The organism is Acinetobacter sp. BEC1-S18-ESBL-01, assembly GCF_014169935.1.
GTDB classification, from domain to species: domain Bacteria; phylum Pseudomonadota; class Gammaproteobacteria; order Pseudomonadales; family Moraxellaceae; genus Acinetobacter; species Acinetobacter pittii.
Map to the genome: position 1 here is coordinate 2,861,980 of NZ_AP022302.1, position 21,387 is coordinate 2,883,366.

Consider the following 21,387-nt stretch of genomic DNA (forward strand, 5'->3'; position numbering starts at 1 on the left):
CGCATCATCCTATCCTTAAGAACCTTTGATTTCACCTCTTTATTTTTAGAAGCTTGTTCAAAAATTCATTGATTTTTACATATCATACTTGTTATTGATTGAACGTTCAATCAATAACAAGTATGATAAAAAAGTGCTATGATGCTCTGCAAGTTAACATGTTGAATTTTAAGCACCCATAAAAGTGCTGATGTGGACAACCATGACAAAACGCAGAGTAAAACCAGAACATGTGCGACGTGAAGAAATCATGAACGCTGCACTCGACGTAATTTATGAAGTGGGGTTATCCAATACCACCATTGCGCAAATTGCAAAAAAAGCCGAGCTGTCGACCGGCATTGTCAGCCATTACTTTGGCGACAAACAGGGGTTGATAAATACCTGTATGCAAGAAATGTTAAATGTTCTGCGTCGTAAAACCGAACAGTACAGAGCAGAAGCAGATTCGCATCCAGAGAGCCAAATTAAGGCTATTATCGACTCTAACTTTGACATTAGTCAGGTCAATGAAAAAGCAATGCGGGTCTGGTTGGACTTTTGGTCAGCAAGTATGCATGTACCAGACTTAAGCCGCTTGCAAAAGATTAATGATCAACGCTTGTACTCCAACTTAAAGTTTTATTTTCTTAAGTTAATGGATGAACAACAGGCCAGTGTTGCCGCTAGAGGTTTGGCAGCATTGATTGATGGATTATGGTTACGAGGCAGTTTAAGCCGTCATAACGAATTTGACAGCAACCTTGCTCGTTCCATTGCTTACGATTATGTACAAACGCAATTGCAATTTGCGAACAAGCCTTTGCAGGAGAGACAAAATGAGTGATGTACAAGTTCATCAATTGTATATCCATGGACGCTACGTTAAAGCAACCAGTGGTAAAACATTTAATAGTATTAACCCTGCCAACGGCGAGACAATCGCGACTCTTCAACAAGCTTCTGAACAAGATATTGAAGCTGCTGTACAAAGTGCCCAACAAGGACAAAAAATCTGGGCTGCCATGACTGCCATGGAACGTTCACGTATTTTACGTCGTGCTGTCGACATTCTTCGTGAACGTAATGATGAGCTTGCCCGTCTTGAAACACTCGACACAGGTAAAGCTTTTAGCGAAACATCTACAGTCGATATTGTGACTGGCACAGATGTACTCGAATACTACGCAGGACTTGCAACAGCCATTCAAGGTGAACAAATTCCACTTCGCGAATCAAGTTTCTTTTATACACGCCGTGAACCGTTAGGTGTAGTTGCTGGTATTGGTGCCTGGAACTATCCAATTCAAATTGCTTTATGGAAATCTGCCCCTGCCCTCGCTGCGGGTAATGCCATGATTTTCAAACCAAGTGAAACCACTCCACTCACTGCATTTAAACTTGCAGAGATCTATACAGAAGCAGGCGTTCCAGACGGCGTCTTTAACGTGGTGCAAGGTGCTGGTCGTGAAATTGGTCAGTGGCTCACTGAACATCCTGTGATTGAAAAAATCTCATTCACTGGCGGTGTGGAAACTGGCAAAAAAGTTATGGCAAGCGCTGCTGGCTCTACGCTAAAAGAAGTGACTATGGAACTTGGTGGTAAATCTCCACTCATTATTTGTGAAGATGCCGACCTTAATCGTGCCGCAGATATTGCAGTCATGGCGAACTTCTTTAGCTCAGGTCAGGTATGTACCAACGGTACACGCGTATTTGTTCCAAAATCACTTTTAGCCGACTTTGAAAAAGCCGTTGTAGAGCGTGTAAAACGTATTCGCATTGGCGACCCAATGGCTGAAGACACAAACTTCGGTCCGCTCACTAGCTTCCCTCATATGGAAAAAGTGTTGTCCTTCATTGAGTCAGGCAAACAACAAGGCGCTAAAGTGTTAATTGGCGGTGGTCGTGCTACAGAAGGCGAACTTGCCAAAGGCGCTTATGTACTACCGACAGTATTTAGCGACTGCACTGACCAGATGGCTATTGTTCAAGAAGAAATTTTTGGACCTGTCATGAGCATCTTAAGCTATGAAACCGAAGAAGAAGTCATCCGTCGTGCTAACGACACCACCTTTGGTTTAGCTGCTGGCGTTGTTACTCAAGACATCAGCCGTGCTCATCGCATTATTCACCAAATTGAAGCTGGTATTTGCTGGATTAACACTTGGGGCGAATCGCCTGCCGAGATGCCAGTCGGTGGCTATAAACAATCTGGTGTAGGCCGCGAAAATGGCTTAACTACGCTTGGGCACTATACCCGTATCAAATCTATTCAAGTTGAACTTGGCGATTATCAAAGCATTTTTTAATGCCTCCATCGCTTTAAACACTTCAACCTAAATCACATATGCCGAGCAGTCTTTATAGATTGCTCAGGCAAACTGTTAGTAAAAAAAGGATAGTTATGAATATTAAAGAATATGATTACATTATTATTGGCGCAGGATCTGCCGGAAATGTACTCGCTGCGCGTCTTACTGAAGACAAAGATACCACCGTTTTACTCTTAGAAGCGGGTGGACCAGATTATCGCTTGGATTTCCGTACACAAATGCCGGCAGCTTTGGCCTACCCTCTTCAAGGTCGTCGCTATAACTGGGCTTATCTAACTGACCCAGAGCCACACATGAACAACCGTCGTATGGAGTGTGGTCGTGGTAAAGGTTTAGGTGGTTCATCTTTAATTAACGGCATGTGCTATATCCGCGGTAACGCAATGGATTTAGAGCAATGGTCAACTCATAAAGGCCTTGAAAACTGGTCTTATGCTGACTGTTTACCTTACTATAAAAAAGCCGAAACTCGTGATATTGGTGGCAACGACTATCATGGTGATAGCGGTCCAGTAGCCGTTGCTACACCTAAAAATGGCAACAATGTACTGTTCCATGCCATGGTTGAAGCAGGTGTACAGGCAGGTTACCCGCGTACTGATGACTTAAACGGTTACCAACAAGAAGGCTTTGGTCCAATGGACCGTACGGTAACCCCTAAAGGTCGTCGCTCAAGCACTGCACGCGGTTATTTAGATATGGCAAAAGGTCGTCCAAACCTCACTATCTTGACCCATGCTACAACCAATAAAATCTTGTTTAATCAAAAGCAAGCGATTGGTGTTGAATACATTATTGGTGCTGATCAAAACAACTTACAACGCGCATTGGTTAAACGCGAAGTCTTACTGTGTGCAGGCGCAATTGCGTCACCGCAAATTTTACAGCGCTCAGGTGTGGGTCAAAGCACTTTCTTAAAATCAATGGACATTGATGTGGTTCATGATTTGCCGGGCGTAGGTGAAAACCTGCAAGACCACCTAGAAATGTACTTACAATATAAATGTAAACAACCCGTTTCTTTATACCCTGCCTTGAAATGGTATAACCAACCTGCGATTGGTGCCGAGTGGTTATTTAACGGTACAGGCATTGGTGCAAGCAACCAGTTTGAAGCAGGCGGATTTATCCGTAGTTCGGATGAGTTCAAATGGCCAAATATCCAGTACCATTTCTTGCCAGTTGCTATTAACTACAATGGTAGTAATGCCGTGAAAGAACATGGTTTCCAAGCACACGTAGGTTCAATGCGTTCACCTTCACGCGGCCGTATCAAACTTAAATCGAAAGATCCATTTGAGCATCCAAGTATCTTGTTTAACTACATGTCGACTGAACAAGACTGGCGCGAGTTCCGCGATGCAATCCGAATCACTCGTGAAATCATGCAGCAACTTGCGCTTGATCCATATCGTGGTGAAGAAATTAGTCCGGGCAAACATTTGCAAACCGATGCAGAGCTTGACGACTTTGTTCGAAACCATGCAGAAACAGCTTACCATCCGTCTTGTAGCTGTAAGATGGGTGAAGATGAAATGGCTGTAGTAGATGGTCAAGGTCGTGTACACGGTATGCGTGGTTTGCGTGTAGTTGATGCCTCAATTATGCCGCTCATTATTACCGGTAACTTAAATGCAACCACCATCATGATTGCCGAGAAAATTGCAGACCAAATTCGTGGACGTGAAGCGTTACCACGTTCAACTGCACCGTTCTATGTAGCATCATAAAATCTGAAAGGGCATATTTCTTATGCAGAGATATGCCCTTAATTCAATCTTTATAGAACCAATATTAATAAGAACGATGTATGACAGAAAATAAGCACTTACGAACAGCTTATTTACATAAATAGGGTACGAAATAAAAATTAATCGATTTTTATAGGCAAATATTCTTCAATTGACTTAACTTCAATCAAATCAAAATTATTATTTAAATTTCAAACACTTACATAATAGCAATCGACTTAAAATGTCTTATCAAAGCTCAATTTGGTTAAATATAAATCATATTTATGATTTTGATGAACCTCATTTATTATAAAAATTGTCTTGTCAATGCAAAATTAGTCTAAAATATAGAGTGTTTGCGATAATCCCAAGTAATTTTTATTTTTTTCAAGACTCTCTGTTTTAGAGAGTTTACTTTCGCATTTATATCCTTTTTGTCTGGATACGCTGTCTAGGTTTCCTCACACCTTAAGTGACTCAAATAACTTATTTTAAGGTCCCCCTTACATGAAAAAGTTTTTGAAATACCTTCTGGTATTAATCATTCTTATTCTAATTGCAGGTATTGCATTCTTGTTTAGACCTACAACGTCAAAACAAGTTGAAACTGCAAAAGATGAGCCAGTAGTTGATGCTGTTCTTGTTGGCGGCGGCATCATGAGTGCTACTCTTGGTACTTATTTAACTGAGCTTGAACCAAACTGGCAAATTCGTATGTTTGAGCGTCTTGATCAAGTTGCTCAAGAAAGTTCAAACGGCTTTAACAATGCCGGAACAGGCCACTCTGGCTTTATGGAAATGAACTATACCGAAGAGAAAAACGGTAAGATGGAAATTGCCAAAGCTGAAAAAGTTGCTTCTCAATTTGAAGTTGCTAAACAGTTCTGGTCATATCAGGTAAAACAAGGCGTTTTAGCTGAACCAAAATCATTCATTAATCCAGTTCCACACATTGCTTTCGTTTGGGGCGATAACGTTCAATTCTTAGAAAAACGTTATGCTGCCATGATCCAAAGCCCGTTGTTCAAAGGCATGAAATTTACTGAAGACCCAGCTGTGATTAAACAATGGGCACCTTTAGTGATGAATGACCGAGACCCTAGTCAAAAAGTTGCAGCGACCCGTATGGATGTTGGCTCTGACGTGAACTATGGTTCAATCACTAAACAATTAGTAGGTCATTTAAATCAAAACCCGAATTTCAAATTACAGACATCAACTGAAGTGACTGGCATCAGCCAAAATGATGACAAAACTTGGACTGTGTCTTTCAAAAATTTGAAAACTGGTAAAGTAGATCACGTTAAAACACGTTTTGTATTTATCGGTGCAGGCGGTGCAGCAGTTAAATTATTGCAACTTACTGGTTTACCAGAAGCTAAACAATATGCTGGCTTCCCTGTTGGTGGTGAGTTCTTAATTACTGACAACCCAAAAATTACTGCTGAACACACAGCGAAAGTGTATGGCCGTGCTGAACTTGGTGCGCCTCCAATGTCTGTACCACATATTGATACACGTTATATCGACGGTAAAAAATATGTATTGTTTGGACCATTTGCAACGTATTCAAACAAGTTCCTGAAAAATGGTTCTCAACTTGATTTACTTGCATCAACCAACAAAAACAACGTTTTACCAATGACGACTGTTGGCTTGGAAAACCTTGATCTTGTTAAATACTTGGTTAGCCAAGTCATGATGTCAGATGAAGACCGTCTCAATGAACTTCGTAAGTACTACCCAGATGCGAAAGCTGAAGACTGGCGTTTAAGCCAAGGTGGTCAACGTGTTCAGATCATCAAGAAAGAACCGGGTAAACCTGCAACACTTCAATTCGGTACAGAAATCTTTGCGTCTAAAGATGGTGCTGTAACTGCCTTGTTAGGTGCGTCTCCGGGTGCTTCGACTTCTCCATACATCATGCTTAACTTGCTTGAAAAAGCTTTCCCTGAGCAAACTGAAGGTAAGTGGAATCAGAAGCTTCATGAAATTGTGGTTTCTTATAAGCAAGACTTAAGCAAAGACCCTGTGTTACTCGACAAAGTTCGTCAGTACACAAGTTCTACGCTTGGCTTGAACTATACCTCTCCGTTCAAAGCTGCAAACGATGAAACTGCTGTTGCCCCAGTTGCAAAAGCAAACTAAGTTTGACGATGTATAAATAAAATTCCAAAAGGATGAATTTCGATTCGTCCTTTTGTTTTTTAAGACCTCAGTTGAGATATTTAGATTCACTATGAAGCCTTTAAAATCATCACCTCGCCTCTTGTCATTTGGTTTTAAGCTCGTGCTTGTTTTACTGCTGGCTTATCTTTTGGTAAGCGGTTTTTATATGTGGATGATTGGCGGCACAGCAATTTACATCAGCTCAGCAGTGTTACTTGCCATAACGGCTTATGCACTTAAGCTCGGTAAATATCAAAAGCTATGTTCTGTTTTAAATCTGCTGATGGGTGCAGTAGCGTTATATTTCAGTACTGCTCATTTATTTTTCTCCCCTGTTCAATTCTTTATATTTTTACCTGCCTTATTTTTTGTACTGTTAGCTTTTGCTCGCCTAGAAAAAGTTCGTCGCTTATCTAAAGTTTTAATATTCATCAGTTTATTAATTTGGTCAGGCATACACTTTATGCAGCTTGAACAGCTTAAAGCGTATTATAGAACGCAGCACACTGGCGAAAGTTGGCAACAATATGGCGCGTTATAAGATTATTTTTTAGTCTATATTTTCAAATAAATACGTAATCTTTTTCACATGAAGTTCATCAGTAAAACTGAACATGATCTACAGAATTCCTTTTAAGAAAAAATATTCATAACAATCTAATTTATTTAGAAATATATCGAGCATATTCGCGATTGAACACAATCCATCTACACGTTAGATTAATCAAATATTTTTCTCCCTTTATGTTGTAATTTATGAAGATTTTAGATGGCGGTTTAGGCCGTGAATTGGCCCGTCGTGGCGCTCCGTTTCGTCAACCAGAGTGGTCTGCGCTTGCACTCATTGAAGCACCAGAAACAGTAAAAGAAGTACATCTCGATTTTATTAACGCGGGTTCAGAAGTTATTACGACTAATAACTATGCTGTTGTGCCTTTTCATATTGGACAAGAACGCTTTGAAACTGACGGCGTGCGTTTAATTCAAGTTGCAATTGAACAAGCAAAAAATGCAGTTAAAGAAAGCGGCAAAAATGTCAAAATCGCAGGCTGCTTACCGCCGTTATTTGGCTCTTACCGTGCAGACTTGTTCCAACCTGAACAAGCTAAAAACCTTGCTGAGCCGATCATTAACACATTGGCACCAGAGGTTGATTTCTGGCTCGCTGAAACTCAATCGTGCTTAAAAGAAGTTGAAACAGTACATGCGTTATTACCAAAAGATGGTAAAGACTATTGGGTGTCATTTACGCTGCAAGATGAAATTAAACAAGAACAAGCTTTACTTCGTTCAGGCGAAAACATGCAACAAGTGGCGGATTTCATCAAACAATCAAATGCCAAAGCAGTGTTGTTTAACTGCTGCCAACCTGAAGTGATCTTGCAAGCAATTAATGAAATTAAAGGTCTCATTCCAGAGTCTGTACAAATTGGTGCTTATGCCAACGCTTTCCCACCGCAAGATGAAAGCGCTACTGCCAACGATGGTCTGGATGAAATTCGTAAAGACTTAGACGCTCCAGCTTATCTTGGTTTTGCTAAACAATGGCAGAAAGCAGGTGCAAGTCTAGTAGGCGGTTGCTGTGGTATCGGGCCAGAACACATTGCTGAACTTTCTCAATTTTTTAAAGAATAAATACCATGTCTGCTGCCAAAATTGGACTATTATCTCTTACAGCGCTGGTCTTTAGTTCTATGGTGGGGTCAGGCGTATTTAGCCTACCCCAAAATATGGCTCAAGTCGCTAACGGCTCTGCCCTTCTTGTTGCATGGCTCATTACCGGGGTCGGCATTATTTTCTTGGCCCTCACGCTATTGCATTTAACGCGTCAACGACCAGATCTTGACGGTGGTATTTACAACTATGCGCGGGAAGGTTTTGGAGACCTGATCGGGTTTTGCTCGGCGTGGGGCTATTGGTTGTGTACTACCATTGGTATTGTGGGTTATGTGGTGATTGCCTTTTCAAGCGTCGGCATGTTTACCGACAGCAAAGACCATATTATTTTTGGTGAAGGTAATACACTCTATTCACTGATTGGCTCAAGCATTTTTGTATGGTTGGTGCACTGGTTAGTGAGCCGAGGCATTAAAGAAGCTGCGATTGTGAATTTACTGGCAACCATTGCCAAAATTATTCCAATGGTGGTTTTTATCTTTTTTACCTTTATTGCCTTTAAGTTTGATTTGTTCAAACTCAATTTAAATGACTTTTCTTTGCAAGTTCCACTTTGGCAGCAAGTGAAAGACCTGATGTTGATTACCCTTTGGGTATTTACCGGTATTGAAGGTGCAGTGGTTTTATCATCACGTGCAAAAAAACGTCATGATATTGGTAAAGCAACCATTTTAGGTGTTTTGCTAGCATTAAGTTTTTACGTGATGGTGACAGTATTGGCTTATGGTGTGGCGAGTCGTGAAGCGCTTGCAGGCATGCATAACCCATCAATGGCGACCATTTTGCAGCAACTGATCGGCTTGCCGGGTACTATCATTATTACCATTGGACTCATTATTTCGGTTGCATCCTCTTATTTAAGTTGGACTTTATTTGCCACTGAAATTCCATTTCTGGCTGCAAAAAATGGTGCTTTCCCGAAATTATTTTTAAAGAATAATCAAAATAATGTGCCGATTTCATCACTTTGGCTAACGACGCTTGTGGTACAAGGCTCACTCATTGCTGTGTATTTTTTCAATAAAAATTACACTCAGCTTTTATTGATTTCATCGGTCATGATTTTGCTGCCTTATTTTCTGGTGTCAGCTTTTTACCTTAAAGAATCCATTCGCCATAAACGCACGCCTCATATTGCGATTGCAAGCGTTGCTTCAATCTATGCGCTTTGGTTGCTCTATGCCGCAGGACTAGACTTACTTCTGTTGTCTGGTGTGTTGTATTTGGTCGGCTTGGTTATTTTTTCAATCAGCTACTTTGAGCATAAAAAATCGCTCAAACAAAATCAGCTAAATTAATTATTTCAACCACTGTTGACCCAGTTCAGCAGTGGTTTTCTAAGAATAAAACTCTCTACTTTGAAGGCTGCGACTGCTTTAAATGCAATCGTAAAATACGGCGTAATTCTAAAATTGCCTCAGGGCTAGTTTGAATCGAATGGCCACCTTTAATAATCAACTCCGACTGCTCCCCTCCCAAATGCGAACTTTGATAAGGCACAATCCCATCACTGCTTTTTAACTTATCAGTTGTCCTATTAATATTACCCATAATCGAGTGATAGACCACTTGTGGCGATGGCTGAATGGCTTGAGTCAACTGCATGAAGTTAGAAGAGCGACTTAAATTACTCGCCCCATTTTCAATTAAGCCTTTTCTGAGTTTTGTATTTTTCTCATCCCTCATTTCAACTGCAATAAAAAAATCAGCGGGCAAACGAATGATACGGCGGGCAATTTGGGTAAACCATCGGTCAGCGTAGTCTGTACCATGGTGCGGTGCCGAAACAAAAACAACTCGATTAAAATATGGCAAAGCCTTAAACTGAAAACGCTCACGAATCACCGGATTTTCTTTTAAACGGTTTAGCTGTGCTTCATTCATTTTTTGCATGGCTTGCTCTGAAACATCGGCATTGCTCACCAGTAAACGGCTAATCACGCCGCCCATACTATGCCCAACTAACACCGCATCATGTGCAGCATGACTGTCTTTGGCAATGTTTTGGAAAGCCTGATTCAACAATGAATAAATCTGAAAACGACTTTCAAAAATCGGCATATTGGTTGAATAAAACACTTGCCAAACTTGATAATTTTTCCTTAATTCGGCATCGCCCATAATGTCATTGGTTAGGCTCACCCACGCCTCTGGGCTACTTGCTAAACCATGAATAAACACAATAATTTTCTTATTCGGGTTAAAAGGTTCCAGCATATATAAATGCGGCATGATTAAATTGGCTTCTTTATTAATTAAAGACCAATAACCTGCTGCGCCTAAATTATATTTCGATAGCCACAGCCCATAAGGTGCCGAATAGTTTGCAGTCAGTGGATAGTCCACTCCTTCGATTTTTACACGGTCTTGTCGAAATGGATCGAACATTGAAATTTCTAACTCTGCCCCAGCAATGACCTGATCGGCTGTGGCTTTTTGTTTTGGGTATGCAATAGCAGTGGCTGGAAAGAAGCGTGGTAAATGAATATTAGGGTTGGCTTGGTGAGCATAAAAATTATCGGGGTCTAAAATGAAGCCGTGATTCACATCATTTTCTTTACGCCCAACAATAAACTCTGCCCCCAAACCATCCTTACGGTTAACGGTATTAAAACCAGAAAAGTTCATGTTATAGCTTGAGCGAAAAGTATCGACTTCAATTTTTTGTACATCTAACGCGTGGTCAAAATTGACATGGTACTCATGCCCATCTGCTTTCAGCAATGGCGGAAAACGATGTGTATTTAAATGATTAAAATACGTGGTCATAAGCTTTGACAAGGCCACGTTATAAAAAATACGTACCTGATTTTGGCGATGGTCAAATACCCGATCGAACGGCGACTCTTCAGAGTCAAATAAATAGACATAACTATAGCGTAAGCTTTTATCGAACAGCGCTAACTCTTGCTCAACGCAACTCTTACTTTTATTAATAACATGACACTGGCTACTACGCCCAACATCTAAAGCTTTTGCCAAGTAAATTTCACTCAGCGCAGCATAGCGTTCTTCTCGGCTACTATTTTCGGACAGGCTCTGAACCTTATTTAAACAATCATCAAAATTTTGTAGGCAAGTTTTTTCATCTTCTTTGACCAAATACAGTAAGTTTTGGGTTTGATGACTTAAGGTGCCATCGGTCAAAATACTTTCATTCTTACTTTTTAAAGCATTGCTTAAATTACTTTCTTTTAAATGAATGACCTGACAGCCACTGAGCAAAGCCATTATTGTTATGATTGAATAATGGTAAGACTTTGTCATTCTGCCTTCCTTAATCGAATGTATTCCCCATCTGGTCATTATGCCTGTAAAGCACTGAACGAACAATTTCGACTCCGCTTCCGTCTTCCTTTTTTACGAAAAAAAGCCTGAACTCATTTTAATTCAGGCTAATTTGTTATTTTTTCAAATCAAGCTTGATTGAACTTTTGCTGTGAAGCTAAATATGAAAAATACAAAATTGGTAAGATAAACGGCGCTACACTCCAGAAATCAAAATAGACATAAAGTATCGCCCCTAAGAAAGCACCAATCACAAAACCAATTACAATACTGGCACTTTTTAGAAAACTGGCCCGATTGGCTGCGTTATTGTTTTTAAGTAAGTTGGCAATATCAATTCCGAGCTGGGTAGTGTTGCCTGTCATCATGGTGCTTGGGCTAATATTTTTAATAAGGGTTTTGCTTGAAGTATTACGAATAGCCAAAGCAATTAAACCTAGCCCACCCGTTACTGCAACTGTTAATACATCCGGATCTTTAAATGGCTCGAAGTAAAGCCCTGCCACCATAAAGGCACATAGAAAAATAGCTTCAAATAAAAATAAATAAGAAAGCGTTTTGTGCTTGACCTGACTGCGGTCAATCAACAGTTTGGTAATGACAACAGTCAAAATAAATAGTGGAATTGCTGCGAGCTTAATCCATAAACCCGAGCCACCTTTAACCCATGCTGCCCCTGCCAACACTAAGTTTCCCGTCACATGCGCGGTGAAAAAGCCAAACAATGCAATAAAGCCAATAGTATCAATTGCCCCACCCACCATAGTGAGTAAAACAGGATCTCGACATATGGCCCATGTGCTTTGTGTTTCTTGTTGAATTGAAGTCTCTGGCATTACACTTCCTATCAAATATTGGTTTTTTAATTAGAAATTTTTGTCAGAAATTTAATATAAATTTCGATCTTTAATAACAACAGATCTTTATGTAAAAACCTAGCTGTTCATTTTAAGTCAGAGTGTATTTAAAAAAGATACAATGCAATTGGACTTTTTATTTTTAAAGCTAAGGTATTTTAAATGCATCACTAAGATGCATTTAAAAAGTTATCTGTCTGTTGAGCTTGTTTATAAGCATCAATAAACTGATTTTGCGGTATTTCTTGTTTAGGGAAACTACAAGTTACTTTCTGTTCAGCAGCTTTTTTATCCCACCCTTCACCACTGGCGCTACGACGTGACTCATAAACTTTTCTCTGACGGAAATAACTAAATGGTTCTACATTACTTAAAAAGCCATATTTAGAGTCATGAACATAATTTAAATAGAATTTTTTAACATCATCACTGACATTTGTATTCCAACTCTCAAATTGCCAATCTTCTACACCAATCATATATTCATAGGCAGTTGAAACCGGTGAAAAAACTCTAAAAATATTAAAACCATCTTTTTTCGAAGCGGTTGCTTCTTTTAGTTTCATCAATCTTTGCATTTCAGTTGCCATATCGGATGGGCCAACTGGTATAAGTTCACGATATTTATTTTCCTGACGTACACGCTGACTAACAGAAAGTTCATTTCCAGCACGTGCAATCGTACCGTAGGCACCGTAGTAAAGTTTCATACAACCTTTAATCTGATTTTGAATACTTCCTTGGCTTGGTATAGCGGCTTTTACAGCATCATAATATTTTTGAGAATCTGGTTGAATTTCAAACTGCTCAAAAATTTCGGAATGTTTTAATTTCAACTCATCATAGCTATACATTTTGACACCTGCTTGTAAGGCATCCTCTAGCATATGTTTTAACGGAATTCGGGCAAAATTGTCATTTACTCCTTGGCTACCTGGTTCATAACCACCACCAACGTCAGAATGTACTCCGGGATATACCACTTCTTTCCAATTACTGTTAGCTAACTTATTGTCTTTATGAATAACATCAACAGGGAAAGCAAAGCGCAGTTCATTACCAGCGATATAATGTGAACAGTTTTGAACCCGCTCATCTACAACCAAATCACGTTCTAAAAAAGGTAAGCTATTACTTAAATTTGTGGCAGGCAAGCCAAATGAAGCAACCGTATCAAAAATTCCTAAAAACTTAAATTCAATCGGATACTTACCTTGACCATACGTCAGCCCATCACAGTCTGATTGACACTGCCACATAAACTGATTTGTAAAAGCACGGGCAAGTGCAGCGCCACGTGAAAAACCGAACACAGAAATATTAATTTTCTTAATTAAGCGATGTTCTTTTAAGCTTTTATCGACTTCAGCAAAGCTGTACTCCTTTTTTTCACTTACATATTTTTTAATGTCTTTTTCAACCTTTTGTGCATTAAAAATCAGGATTTGCTTTAAAGCATCATTTAACTGGTCTTCACCATAATCTAAACGTCTTGAACCTCCCAACCCAGCACCAGCACCCAGACCAAGGTTATCTTGTACCCACGAAATAGCTCTTTGAAAGATATTTAGCTCAGCATTAAATTTTGTTCCAACACCAGAAATATAAATTGCATAATTTGAAGTTATTTTCTCTTTAGAAGACAATAAGTCACTCAATGCATATTCACTAGCATTTTTCCACAATCGAGCAGGATTTGACCACCTTTTGGTATCTTCATCATCTTTTTTATTATTACCAGTACCATCAAAAAATACTGATATATTGATGATATCTCTACAGTCTTGTTTACAAGATGGTTTTTCATTTGAGACATCTGTATTTATTGAATTTGTTCGCTGTAATAAACTTTGAATCATTTATTGTTCCCTATTATTTTCTTAATTGATCTAATAGTTTGAGTCCTTTTTCTGTAGGTTTAGGCCAATCATTTGAAGTCGTTATTTCTACGGTTTCATCAGGATATATATGTACAGCTAAATATTTTTTCCCTTTTAATTGTTCTTTTGTAAGAACAATTTGATTCTTCGCTACATGCTTTCTTTTACTATTTGTCTCACCCCATGTAATGACTTGTGAACCAATCTTAACTGGAGAAGTATTCATGCCTCCACCAAATCCTCCTCCAATTTCTTCACCATTTAGCTCAGTCATATAAGCATGGTAAGAAGTAAAATATTGAAAAGATGTGGTTCCCATATAATAAGTCGCATTGGGACCAATACCTGCGCAACCAGCTGCACTCATCATTAGGCTTATTGGTAATAACAATATTTTCTTTAAACTCATTTAATTAAACCTCATTTTAAAACTCAATTATCAAATTTATAAAAACTTAGGATTCTTATAAATTAAGAATTTACAATAAGTTTACTTACTCACTAATTAAAAAGTGAAATATATACCACCTTACGAAAATAAGATTTATGAATTTCCTCATCATTTAATATTTTTATCCTATTTAAATTTTATATTCATAGTATAAGCCTCTTAATTTCTATGAATTTTCTTCCAGATTTCAGTTCGCCAATCTAGTCCCTTTTGAATAGGTTCAGGCCAATCATTTGAAGTTGATATTTCAACCGTATCATCAGGATAAATATGTACTGCTAAATATTTTTTCCCTTTCAATTGTTCTTTTGTAAGAAGAACTTGATTCTTCGCTACATGTTTTCTTTTACTATTTGTCTCGCCCCATGTAACTATCTGTGGCCCTATCTTTACACTAGAGGTATTTGTTCCACCTCCAAATCCACCACCTATTTCAGAACCATTCAACTCCACCATGTAACTTGTATAACTTGGATCATAATTAAAAGATGTTGTTGCCATATCATAAGTCGCATTTGAACCAAGGCTAACACAGCCTACAAGACTGAATATCAAACCAAATATTAGTAATAATCTATTCGACCATTGTGTTTTATTCATCATAAAATTTATTAACTCGCATTTGCTACAAGTTGGACCATCACTTCATCCATAGATATTTTTTTATCTTTTAAGCGTTCTAGTTTTTGATTTAACCCTTTATCTGTTAAAAAGTTTTCTTTATAAATCAATTTTAAACAAATAAAATTTAAAATATCTCGTGTACCAAATAAGTTATACGCTCTAGCCTCAGGAATGGATTTAATAACAAATTGATATAATTCATTATCTGTCATATGACTAATAAGGAATTCATTATTGAGTTTTAAATAATAAATAAGATTATCAGGAAAAGTTGCCTCAACCATCATTTCTTCTTGTTCAACAGTAAAAGTTAAAGGAACTTGCACATAAGGTAATTGTTCAACCCGTTCATTTATTCCCCAAATTACTTGAAGTTTTCCTAACCTATCCCAATACCACCAACTTTGAATAGGAGTAAGTAAGTCTTTAATCTGCTGAGCATTGAATACAGGCCCATCGACATACAAAGTTTTATTTTCTTTATGGCCAACCAAGGTAGCTAAGATTACAGGGTCCCAAAATGCCAAAAACATTTCGAGTCCACCTTCAAATTTCACTTCTAAAAATTTTCTTAAATGCTCAAACAAATAATTGAAGGACAAAGGGCTTACTATAATTGTCATGCGAGCCGTGCCTGCAATATTTTGTTGTATCCATTGCCATTCTTGTGATGAAAAATCTTGAGGGAGTTGAAGTAAATGGGGAGATACCGCTTTTGCCTCCTCACCACTAGCTTCTAACAAAAGGCATTTTTGACGTAGATGCTCAAATTTCTTCAAGAAACTATCATCTTGTGCAGCATCTGCAAGTGCAAAAACGTTTAATCCAACTTCTGCTAAAGAGTGTGGCTCAAATGTTTTAAAAAATGTCTGAAGCGGTAGTTTAGCAGTCATTTATCGACCATCCCCTTTGTTTATAAATGCACCCCTCTGCGCTGCTCGTCTCGCCAAACATTCCCAGCATACATTATTTGGAAAAATCGGTAAGGTTGGGGTTTCACTTGCTCCTGTTGTAAAGAGATGTTGACCAGCTTTAGCCGTAAATTTTTGCGGGGTAATTATTGTTACCCCTGATGCATCAATTCTTAATGCACTCTCTTTAGCCCTTAATACAATTTCATTAGGACTATTGATTTCAACTTTGCCTTCTGATGAAGTAATTTTGACATCTAATCTTGCAGAAGCGTCGAGTACATTGTCTTGGGCCTGAATATCAAACTTGCCTTTAGCAGCATAAATTTTTAAGTCTTCTTGACCTGCAAATAAACTTACTTTTTTCTTCGCATTTAAAATTAGATTTTCATCTGTACTTGTATTAATAGATTTTCCGCTACCAAGCGTAATGCTTTCGGATGCCTGAATATGGATATCTTTGCCTGAAGTTAGGCCAATACTTTCAGGGGCAGCTAAAAGCATGAGTGCATCTTTCATGGCTTTTAAATCTTTCCATTGAGATTCTATTTTTTTGATATAGAACTCAACATTTTGAAGCATATCTGCTGCCTCTGCTTGCTGTTTACCTGCATATTCAGATAAAGCTTTCATACGCTCCAAGCCCTCGGAAAGATTTTCAATAGCTTCCTTTGCTTCGAGTTGTGTTTTTTGAGCACCCGGTTGAATGAAAGTTGAAACATATAGTCCTTTACTACGAATCGCACCAGATAAATCAGACCTTAATTCAAATCCCTGACCTCTTCCATCACTTTCAGCCTGCTCTTTAGGGTGACTTAAGTTACCTAAATTTAATTGACTTGCCCCATGACTACTATGAAGCTGAGTACTAATTTGCCCAGTCGTATCATCAAACCGAAGTTGGTTAAAACCAGACCCACTTACTTCTTTAGTACGAATACCACTTAACTTTTTGGTATCCGGTAGCTGGCCTTTAATATCAAATTTGGTAGGTGACCGTTGCCCTTCATGGACTCGCCCTGTAACAAATGGACGATCAATATTTCCATCAAAAAAGTCAATTACAACGATTTCACCCACTCGTGGCAAAAAGCGTGCACCGTATCCTTCCCCTGCCCATGGCGTTAATACATCTACCCAAGCCGAGTCAGTATCATTGTCATTGCTTCCTGCACCTCCATCATGTTGATGGTCATCGGTACGGGTGAATAAAAAACGAACCTTGATACATCCCCATTCATCTACATGAATTTCTTCTCCATCTAAACCCACTACTTTGGCCCGTTGCACATGGGCAGAGGGACGATGTAATGGGTCAAACTCTGGAACAATATCGATATAGCGGCGTACAACCATGAGTTCATTGGCTTGACGTTCTTGCGCTCGATCATGGCTGACTTGCCAATGGCTCAAACTTAATAGTTGTACAACTTGATCACGTATATCTTTTGGTAAATTGTTCTGGTTATAAAACCGCTTACTTAAAATCAAAAACTCTTTATCAGAACTTTCATGATTTCTTTCAAGTTCAGGGTGTTCATTTAACTGAAACCAATAGCCAACTTGAGCATCTCGTACGCTGCTTCGAGCAATAAAATACTTTGCCTGCAAAGCTTGATATTGATTTAATTGTTTATTTAGTTTTTCAATCTGACTATTGCTTGAAGTGGTTGCCTGATCTTCTCCGTTTAAGTCCGTAATCCAAGCAGGTGCAATTGTCCATGCCTGTTCAAGACTTAAACTTTCATTATCACGTTGTGAACTATGCTGATGTGCGCTTAAAACACTACCACTTGCATCTTCTTGACTTAAGTTATCTGCTTGCCAACGTTGAAGATGGATTGCCGTGGGCTGCAGCTGTCTTTGTGCAATAAAACTGGTAATACTGTCATTTTGTTCAGTTGCATCGCTTCTATGATAGCGAATAGCTCGACGCTCTAAGACTTTATATTCATTATTATGATCAATAAGGCGTAGTTTTTGAGGCTCAATCGTCTGGCTATTACTCAAGACCATAGTCTCTGATTCATCAATTAACCAGTTAATACCCTCTTCCCGCATGAGACGGGTTAAATACGCGTAATCACTTTCATTCGACTGCATAGAAAAAGGTCGAATATCATAATTCCTAGTTAAGCCACTGCTATCTAGTTGTAAACTTGCGGCAAATAAAGAACTTTTGTTTTGCCATTCTTTAAAAATAATCTCAATAATTTCTACTGCACTTTTATTCATAAACACCCGACTATTACGTCGTTTGTGCCATAAACTTGTCGCATCTTGCATAGTCAGTTTATATAAACAAAGTGCGCCATCACTTTGCCCTTGACTCGCCCCTGTGATAATTCCTGTCGTTCTAAATAATTTACCTGAATCTGTTACTTGTTCTACGGCAACTTGGCATCCAATAAATTGTTTTAAAGAAATATAAGGGTTTATTGATAAGCAAATAAGCTCAGCAGAAAGCCCTTCATTTATAGAATGAAAGCCATCAATACGTTGTAAAAAAACCTGATTATTTATTTCAGGATTAGTAAAATAAATATGTAGAGCCCGTTTTTGTGAAGCAAAACCAATCTTGTCTAAGAAATCAAAAATATTATTCAACATTGTTATTTTAACCACGAATTGACTTAATTATATTAACAAACAGATACAATAAGCTCAAACAAAGAAACATATTAAAATCCAATAAATTTAATTAAAATCAAACAATTAAATATAATAATATTTTTGTATTAAAAAGTTATCTTAAAATAAACTTTTGCTTAATTGAATAAATGTAATTTCATAATATTTATCGATTTTAATTAAAAATAAAATAATCTTAAATTTTTATTTAAAAATATTTATTAAATTCTGAAACTTATCTCAAAAAATTAGTTAGTCATTTTATCACCAAATCAATTTGACCTCTAAAACCGTTCTAACTATGATGAAGCCGCAAGTTTCGCCAATATTTTGCACAAACGGCTGTTGTGCTGAGTGATTGATAAAGAAAACAACAACGACGAGAAGGAATATGTCTCTTTATAATTTTTCAGTTTTTTTGGGTGGATTATTATTTGTATCAATTGCCTCTGCTGGCTATAAAAGTAATGCACACCGTGACTTTTACTTAAAATGCGTAGCCGCTGGACATAGCCGCGCGACCTGTCTGTGTATTTATCACCGTTTAGAGCGCCAATATTCCCCAAAACTCATGCATAAGCTTGGAAAGTTAAGTCTACAAAGCCCAGAAGTGCCGCGTGATTTTGTAAAAACCATGCTTCGAACGATGCAACAGTGCCAGTCATAAAGTTACAAGTTTTTTAAAGCAAATCAGCCAAATTCCTAATTTCTTCCATCACTGCCTTACACGCAGGCGTTAAATAGCCGTGCTTAGAAATAGACAAAGAAATATAGCGCTTGAGCGCAGGGTTAATAATTTTTGCGGCTTGAATTGAGGTGTATTGGCTGGCCTTCTTTAACGCTTGCGGCCCCAGCATGGTATACATGCGAGATTCGGAAACCAAATGCGTTTGTAAACTAATCGAGTCAGCTTCAAACACAATATTCAGGTCTACCCCATTTTCATAAGCCATGTGGTCTAAAAAATTGCGCCAGTTACTTGGCCTGCAAAACGTGACCAGTGGTAACTCACTTACTTCTTTAAAGTCGACTTCATTGGCCTGAGTGAGCACATCTCCTTCACAGCCGACCAAATAGGTATCGGCTTGGGTAAGGTAAACATCACCCTGTTTAGGCGTTGGGTTAAACCGATAGAGTATGGCTAAATCGACGCTGCCATCTTCGAGCCATTTTTCTAAATGTACCCCTTGCCCTTCACGCACCGACAGTTTAATTAAGGGATATTTCTCTTGAAGCACTTTATACAGAGTCGATAACAATGGATGTGCTGTAGACGGCAAACTGGCAATACGAACCGTACCAATCGGAGTATCGGTCGAGTGCAAAATTTCATTATTCAGTTGATCGGTCACGTTTAGCCATGAACGAATTTTAGGAAGTAAATGCTGGCCAAAATCGGTCAACTCAACGCCGCGTCCAGTTCGGTTAAACAAACGACCGCCACATTGCGCCTCAAGTTCGTTCATTTGCCGACTGATTTGCGGTTGGTTGGTGTTATGCAGCATCGCGACTTTGCTTAAGCTGCCGAGTTCTACTGCGTCTAAAAATATTTTCCATAATTCATAATTCATCGATTCTTCCTAAATCGTAAATTGGCATTTTTGAGCCATACATTTTCAGTATAACTGAAATTCAAGAATTGGTAATTCCTACATAGCTCACCTATTTCTATACTCCAATCATGTTCTCTACAACACGATTTAAGTCAGATTAAGAACCAGAGAATATTTAATTACACTGTATAGGAAGTACGATTATGAGTTTAGATTTACGTGGATTAACCCCAGCACCTGTGACTCCTTTTACCCGTGACGGACAAGTAGACCATGATGCAATTCAACGTTTAGGTTCATGGTTAGGCAGTATTGATGGTGTGAAAGGCTTGGTTGTTCTTGGGCATGCAGGTGAAGGAACATTCTTGTCGCAAAAAGAACAAATGCAGGTCATCGAAAGCTTTGTTAAATCGGTAGATGACAAAATTCCGGTAATCGCAGGGATTACACTCGAAGGTACTTCGGTTGCAGCAGAAGAAGCAAAACGTGCAGTCAGCGCGGGTGCTTCGGCAGGTTTAATTTACCCTTCACATGGTTGGTTGCGTTTTGGCTATCAAAAAGGCGCACCGCAAGACCGCTATAAAGCGATTTATGAAGAAAGTGGTTTGCCATCTATTTTATTCCAATATCCAGATGCAACGAAGGCCACTTACGACCTAGACACTCTACTTGATATTTCTGCACAGCCAGGTGTATTTGCCATGAAAAATGGTGTGCGTAATATGCGTCGCTGGGATGTCGAAATCCCGATTATTCGCCGTGAACGTCCAGACTTACAGGTGTTGACATGCCACGATGAATATTTGCTTCACACCATGTTTGATGTAGACGGCGCTTTGGTTGGCTACGGCAATATTGCTCCTGAACTTTTAATTGAAATGATTAAAGCAGGTAAAGCTAAAGATTACGCTAAAGCTCGTGCGATTCACGACCAATTATTACCAGTGACTCGCAATGTTTATCACCGCGGTTCACACATGGAAGGCACCGTCGCGCTTAAACATGCATTAGTTGCTCGCGGAATTTTGGACCATGCCACTGTACGTTCGCCTCTGCTTCCACTGGCAGATGGTGCTGAGCAAGAAATTCATGATGCGATGCGTCAAGCCGGAATTGGCAAGGTCGATTTAACCCAAGCCGTTGCTTAAATTCTATTCGGGCTAGCATGTACGCTAGCCTTTTTTTCCTGTACGCTGCCTGAGGCCAAACATCGGGCATGTCTCTTAAAAACAATAATAAAAAGCATGCAAACTGTGGTGAACAGGCAGTGCGAAATAGAACAAAAAAACTACGAGGAA

The 21,387-nt window shown here is 38.8% G+C and carries 17 protein-coding genes; 9 read left to right on the forward strand and 8 right to left on the reverse strand.

Features of this window, described 5'->3' with window-relative positions; translation table 11 throughout:
- The first annotated feature begins 202 nt into the window (after positions 1-202).
- The 7 genes from betI to H7R46_RS13555 all read left to right on the forward strand — a co-directional run bounded on the left by betI (position 203) and on the right by H7R46_RS13555 (position 9,192).
- On the forward strand, positions 203-826 hold the full coding sequence (gene betI / locus H7R46_RS13525) for a transcriptional regulator BetI (protein ID WP_005070763.1): 624 nt from the start codon (positions 203-205) through the stop codon (positions 824-826).
- The gene (gene betB / locus H7R46_RS13530) at positions 819-2,291 is read left to right on the forward strand and encodes a betaine-aldehyde dehydrogenase (protein ID WP_005070766.1); all 1,473 of its coding nucleotides are present in this window, start codon (positions 819-821) and stop codon (positions 2,289-2,291) included. Before betI ends, betB begins: the two co-directional genes overlap by 8 nt.
- A gap of 95 nt (positions 2,292-2,386) precedes the next feature.
- Positions 2,387-4,045 (forward strand): choline dehydrogenase, encoded by a 1,659-nt coding sequence (betA, locus tag H7R46_RS13535; protein WP_005070767.1) that lies wholly within the window; start codon positions 2,387-2,389, stop codon positions 4,043-4,045.
- Between the two features lie 510 nt (positions 4,046-4,555).
- Positions 4,556-6,196, forward strand: coding sequence for a malate dehydrogenase (quinone) (gene mqo / locus H7R46_RS13540; RefSeq protein ID WP_005070768.1), 1,641 nt, complete (start codon positions 4,556-4,558; stop codon positions 6,194-6,196).
- A 91-nt stretch (positions 6,197-6,287) separates the two neighbouring features.
- The gene (locus H7R46_RS13545) at positions 6,288-6,758 is read left to right on the forward strand and encodes a hypothetical protein (protein WP_005070770.1); all 471 of its coding nucleotides are present in this window, start codon (positions 6,288-6,290) and stop codon (positions 6,756-6,758) included.
- A gap of 215 nt (positions 6,759-6,973) precedes the next feature.
- The gene (locus H7R46_RS13550; protein WP_005070772.1) at positions 6,974-7,852 is read left to right on the forward strand and encodes a homocysteine S-methyltransferase family protein; all 879 of its coding nucleotides are present in this window, start codon (positions 6,974-6,976) and stop codon (positions 7,850-7,852) included.
- Positions 7,853-7,857: 5 nt separating this feature from the next.
- Positions 7,858-9,192: a basic amino acid/polyamine antiporter gene (locus H7R46_RS13555; RefSeq protein ID WP_005070775.1), complete on the forward strand. Its 1,335-nt coding sequence runs from the start codon at positions 7,858-7,860 to the stop codon at positions 9,190-9,192.
- 55 nt (positions 9,193-9,247) lie between these two features.
- Here H7R46_RS13555 and H7R46_RS13560 read toward each other — a convergent pair whose 3' ends face one another.
- The 7 genes from H7R46_RS13560 to H7R46_RS13590 form a co-directional block, all read right to left on the reverse strand.
- Positions 9,248-11,161, reverse strand: a complete 1,914-nt coding sequence (locus tag H7R46_RS13560) for an esterase/lipase family protein (protein WP_182924216.1) — start codon at positions 11,159-11,161, stop codon at positions 9,248-9,250.
- A gap of 149 nt (positions 11,162-11,310) precedes the next feature.
- The gene (locus H7R46_RS13565) at positions 11,311-12,018 is read right to left on the reverse strand and encodes a YoaK family protein (protein WP_005070779.1); all 708 of its coding nucleotides are present in this window, start codon (positions 12,016-12,018) and stop codon (positions 11,311-11,313) included.
- A 191-nt stretch (positions 12,019-12,209) separates the two neighbouring features.
- A complete protein-coding gene (locus H7R46_RS13570; RefSeq protein WP_005070781.1) occupies positions 12,210-13,898 on the reverse strand; it encodes a T6SS phospholipase effector Tle1-like catalytic domain-containing protein in 1,689 nt (562 codons plus the stop codon).
- A gap of 13 nt (positions 13,899-13,911) precedes the next feature.
- The gene (locus H7R46_RS13575) at positions 13,912-14,328 is read right to left on the reverse strand and encodes a hypothetical protein (RefSeq protein ID WP_002117504.1); all 417 of its coding nucleotides are present in this window, start codon (positions 14,326-14,328) and stop codon (positions 13,912-13,914) included.
- 201 nt (positions 14,329-14,529) lie between these two features.
- Complete coding sequence (locus H7R46_RS13580; RefSeq protein WP_005070782.1) at positions 14,530-14,973, reverse strand: hypothetical protein; 444 nt, start codon at positions 14,971-14,973, stop codon at positions 14,530-14,532.
- Positions 14,974-14,981: 8 nt separating this feature from the next.
- Positions 14,982-15,887 (reverse strand): DUF4123 domain-containing protein, encoded by a 906-nt coding sequence (locus tag H7R46_RS13585; RefSeq protein WP_005070783.1) that lies wholly within the window; start codon positions 15,885-15,887, stop codon positions 14,982-14,984.
- A complete protein-coding gene (locus tag H7R46_RS13590; protein WP_182924217.1) occupies positions 15,888-18,515 on the reverse strand; it encodes a type VI secretion system Vgr family protein in 2,628 nt (875 codons plus the stop codon). It lies immediately after the preceding gene.
- 412 nt (positions 18,516-18,927) lie between these two features.
- Between H7R46_RS13590 and H7R46_RS13595 the strand changes: the two genes are divergently transcribed.
- Positions 18,928-19,203 carry a hypothetical protein gene (locus tag H7R46_RS13595; protein ID WP_000061136.1) on the forward strand — a complete coding sequence of 92 codons (276 nt, stop codon included), beginning with the start codon at positions 18,928-18,930 and terminating at the stop codon, positions 19,201-19,203.
- 13 nt (positions 19,204-19,216) lie between these two features.
- On the opposite strand, the gene H7R46_RS13600 is transcribed toward H7R46_RS13595, so the two are convergent.
- Entirely contained in the window at positions 19,217-20,107 is an 891-nt protein-coding gene (locus H7R46_RS13600) for a LysR family transcriptional regulator (RefSeq protein WP_005070785.1), read from the reverse strand.
- A 185-nt stretch (positions 20,108-20,292) separates the two neighbouring features.
- Here H7R46_RS13600 and H7R46_RS13605 point away from each other — a divergent pair, with 185 nt between their 5' ends.
- Complete coding sequence (locus H7R46_RS13605) at positions 20,293-21,237, forward strand: dihydrodipicolinate synthase family protein (protein WP_000050871.1); 945 nt, start codon at positions 20,293-20,295, stop codon at positions 21,235-21,237.
- Positions 21,238-21,387 lie beyond the last annotated feature (150 nt).

What these genes read in the sequence shown, in the direction of transcription:
- mqo (WP_005070768.1), top strand. Translation starts at nt 4,556, where the DNA reads ATGAAAAAGTTTTTGAAATACCTTCTGGTATTAATCATTCTTATTCTA.
- H7R46_RS13595 (WP_000061136.1), top strand. Translation starts at nt 18,928, where the DNA reads ATGTCTCTTTATAATTTTTCAGTTTTTTTGGGTGGATTATTATTTGTA.
- H7R46_RS13575 (WP_002117504.1), bottom strand. Translation starts at nt 14,328, where the DNA reads ATGAGTTTAAAGAAAATATTGTTATTACCAATAAGCCTAATGATGAGT.
- H7R46_RS13600 (WP_005070785.1), bottom strand. Translation starts at nt 20,107, where the DNA reads ATGAATTATGAATTATGGAAAATATTTTTAGACGCAGTAGAACTCGGC.
- H7R46_RS13580 (WP_005070782.1), bottom strand. Translation starts at nt 14,973, where the DNA reads ATGATGAATAAAACACAATGGTCGAATAGATTATTACTAATATTTGGT.
- betA (WP_005070767.1), top strand. Translation starts at nt 2,387, where the DNA reads ATGAATATTAAAGAATATGATTACATTATTATTGGCGCAGGATCTGCC.
- H7R46_RS13585 (WP_005070783.1), bottom strand. Translation starts at nt 15,887, where the DNA reads ATGACTGCTAAACTACCGCTTCAGACATTTTTTAAAACATTTGAGCCA.
- H7R46_RS13590 (WP_182924217.1), bottom strand. Translation starts at nt 18,515, where the DNA reads ATGTTGAATAATATTTTTGATTTCTTAGACAAGATTGGTTTTGCTTCA.
- H7R46_RS13550 (WP_005070772.1), top strand. Translation starts at nt 6,974, where the DNA reads ATGAAGATTTTAGATGGCGGTTTAGGCCGTGAATTGGCCCGTCGTGGC.
- H7R46_RS13565 (WP_005070779.1), bottom strand. Translation starts at nt 12,018, where the DNA reads ATGCCAGAGACTTCAATTCAACAAGAAACACAAAGCACATGGGCCATA.
- H7R46_RS13560 (WP_182924216.1), bottom strand. Translation starts at nt 11,161, where the DNA reads ATGACAAAGTCTTACCATTATTCAATCATAACAATAATGGCTTTGCTC.
- H7R46_RS13570 (WP_005070781.1), bottom strand. Translation starts at nt 13,898, where the DNA reads ATGATTCAAAGTTTATTACAGCGAACAAATTCAATAAATACAGATGTC.
- betB (WP_005070766.1), top strand. Translation starts at nt 819, where the DNA reads ATGAGTGATGTACAAGTTCATCAATTGTATATCCATGGACGCTACGTT.
- H7R46_RS13555 (WP_005070775.1), top strand. Translation starts at nt 7,858, where the DNA reads ATGTCTGCTGCCAAAATTGGACTATTATCTCTTACAGCGCTGGTCTTT.
- H7R46_RS13605 (WP_000050871.1), top strand. Translation starts at nt 20,293, where the DNA reads ATGAGTTTAGATTTACGTGGATTAACCCCAGCACCTGTGACTCCTTTT.
- H7R46_RS13545 (WP_005070770.1), top strand. Translation starts at nt 6,288, where the DNA reads ATGAAGCCTTTAAAATCATCACCTCGCCTCTTGTCATTTGGTTTTAAG.
- betI (WP_005070763.1), top strand. Translation starts at nt 203, where the DNA reads ATGACAAAACGCAGAGTAAAACCAGAACATGTGCGACGTGAAGAAATC.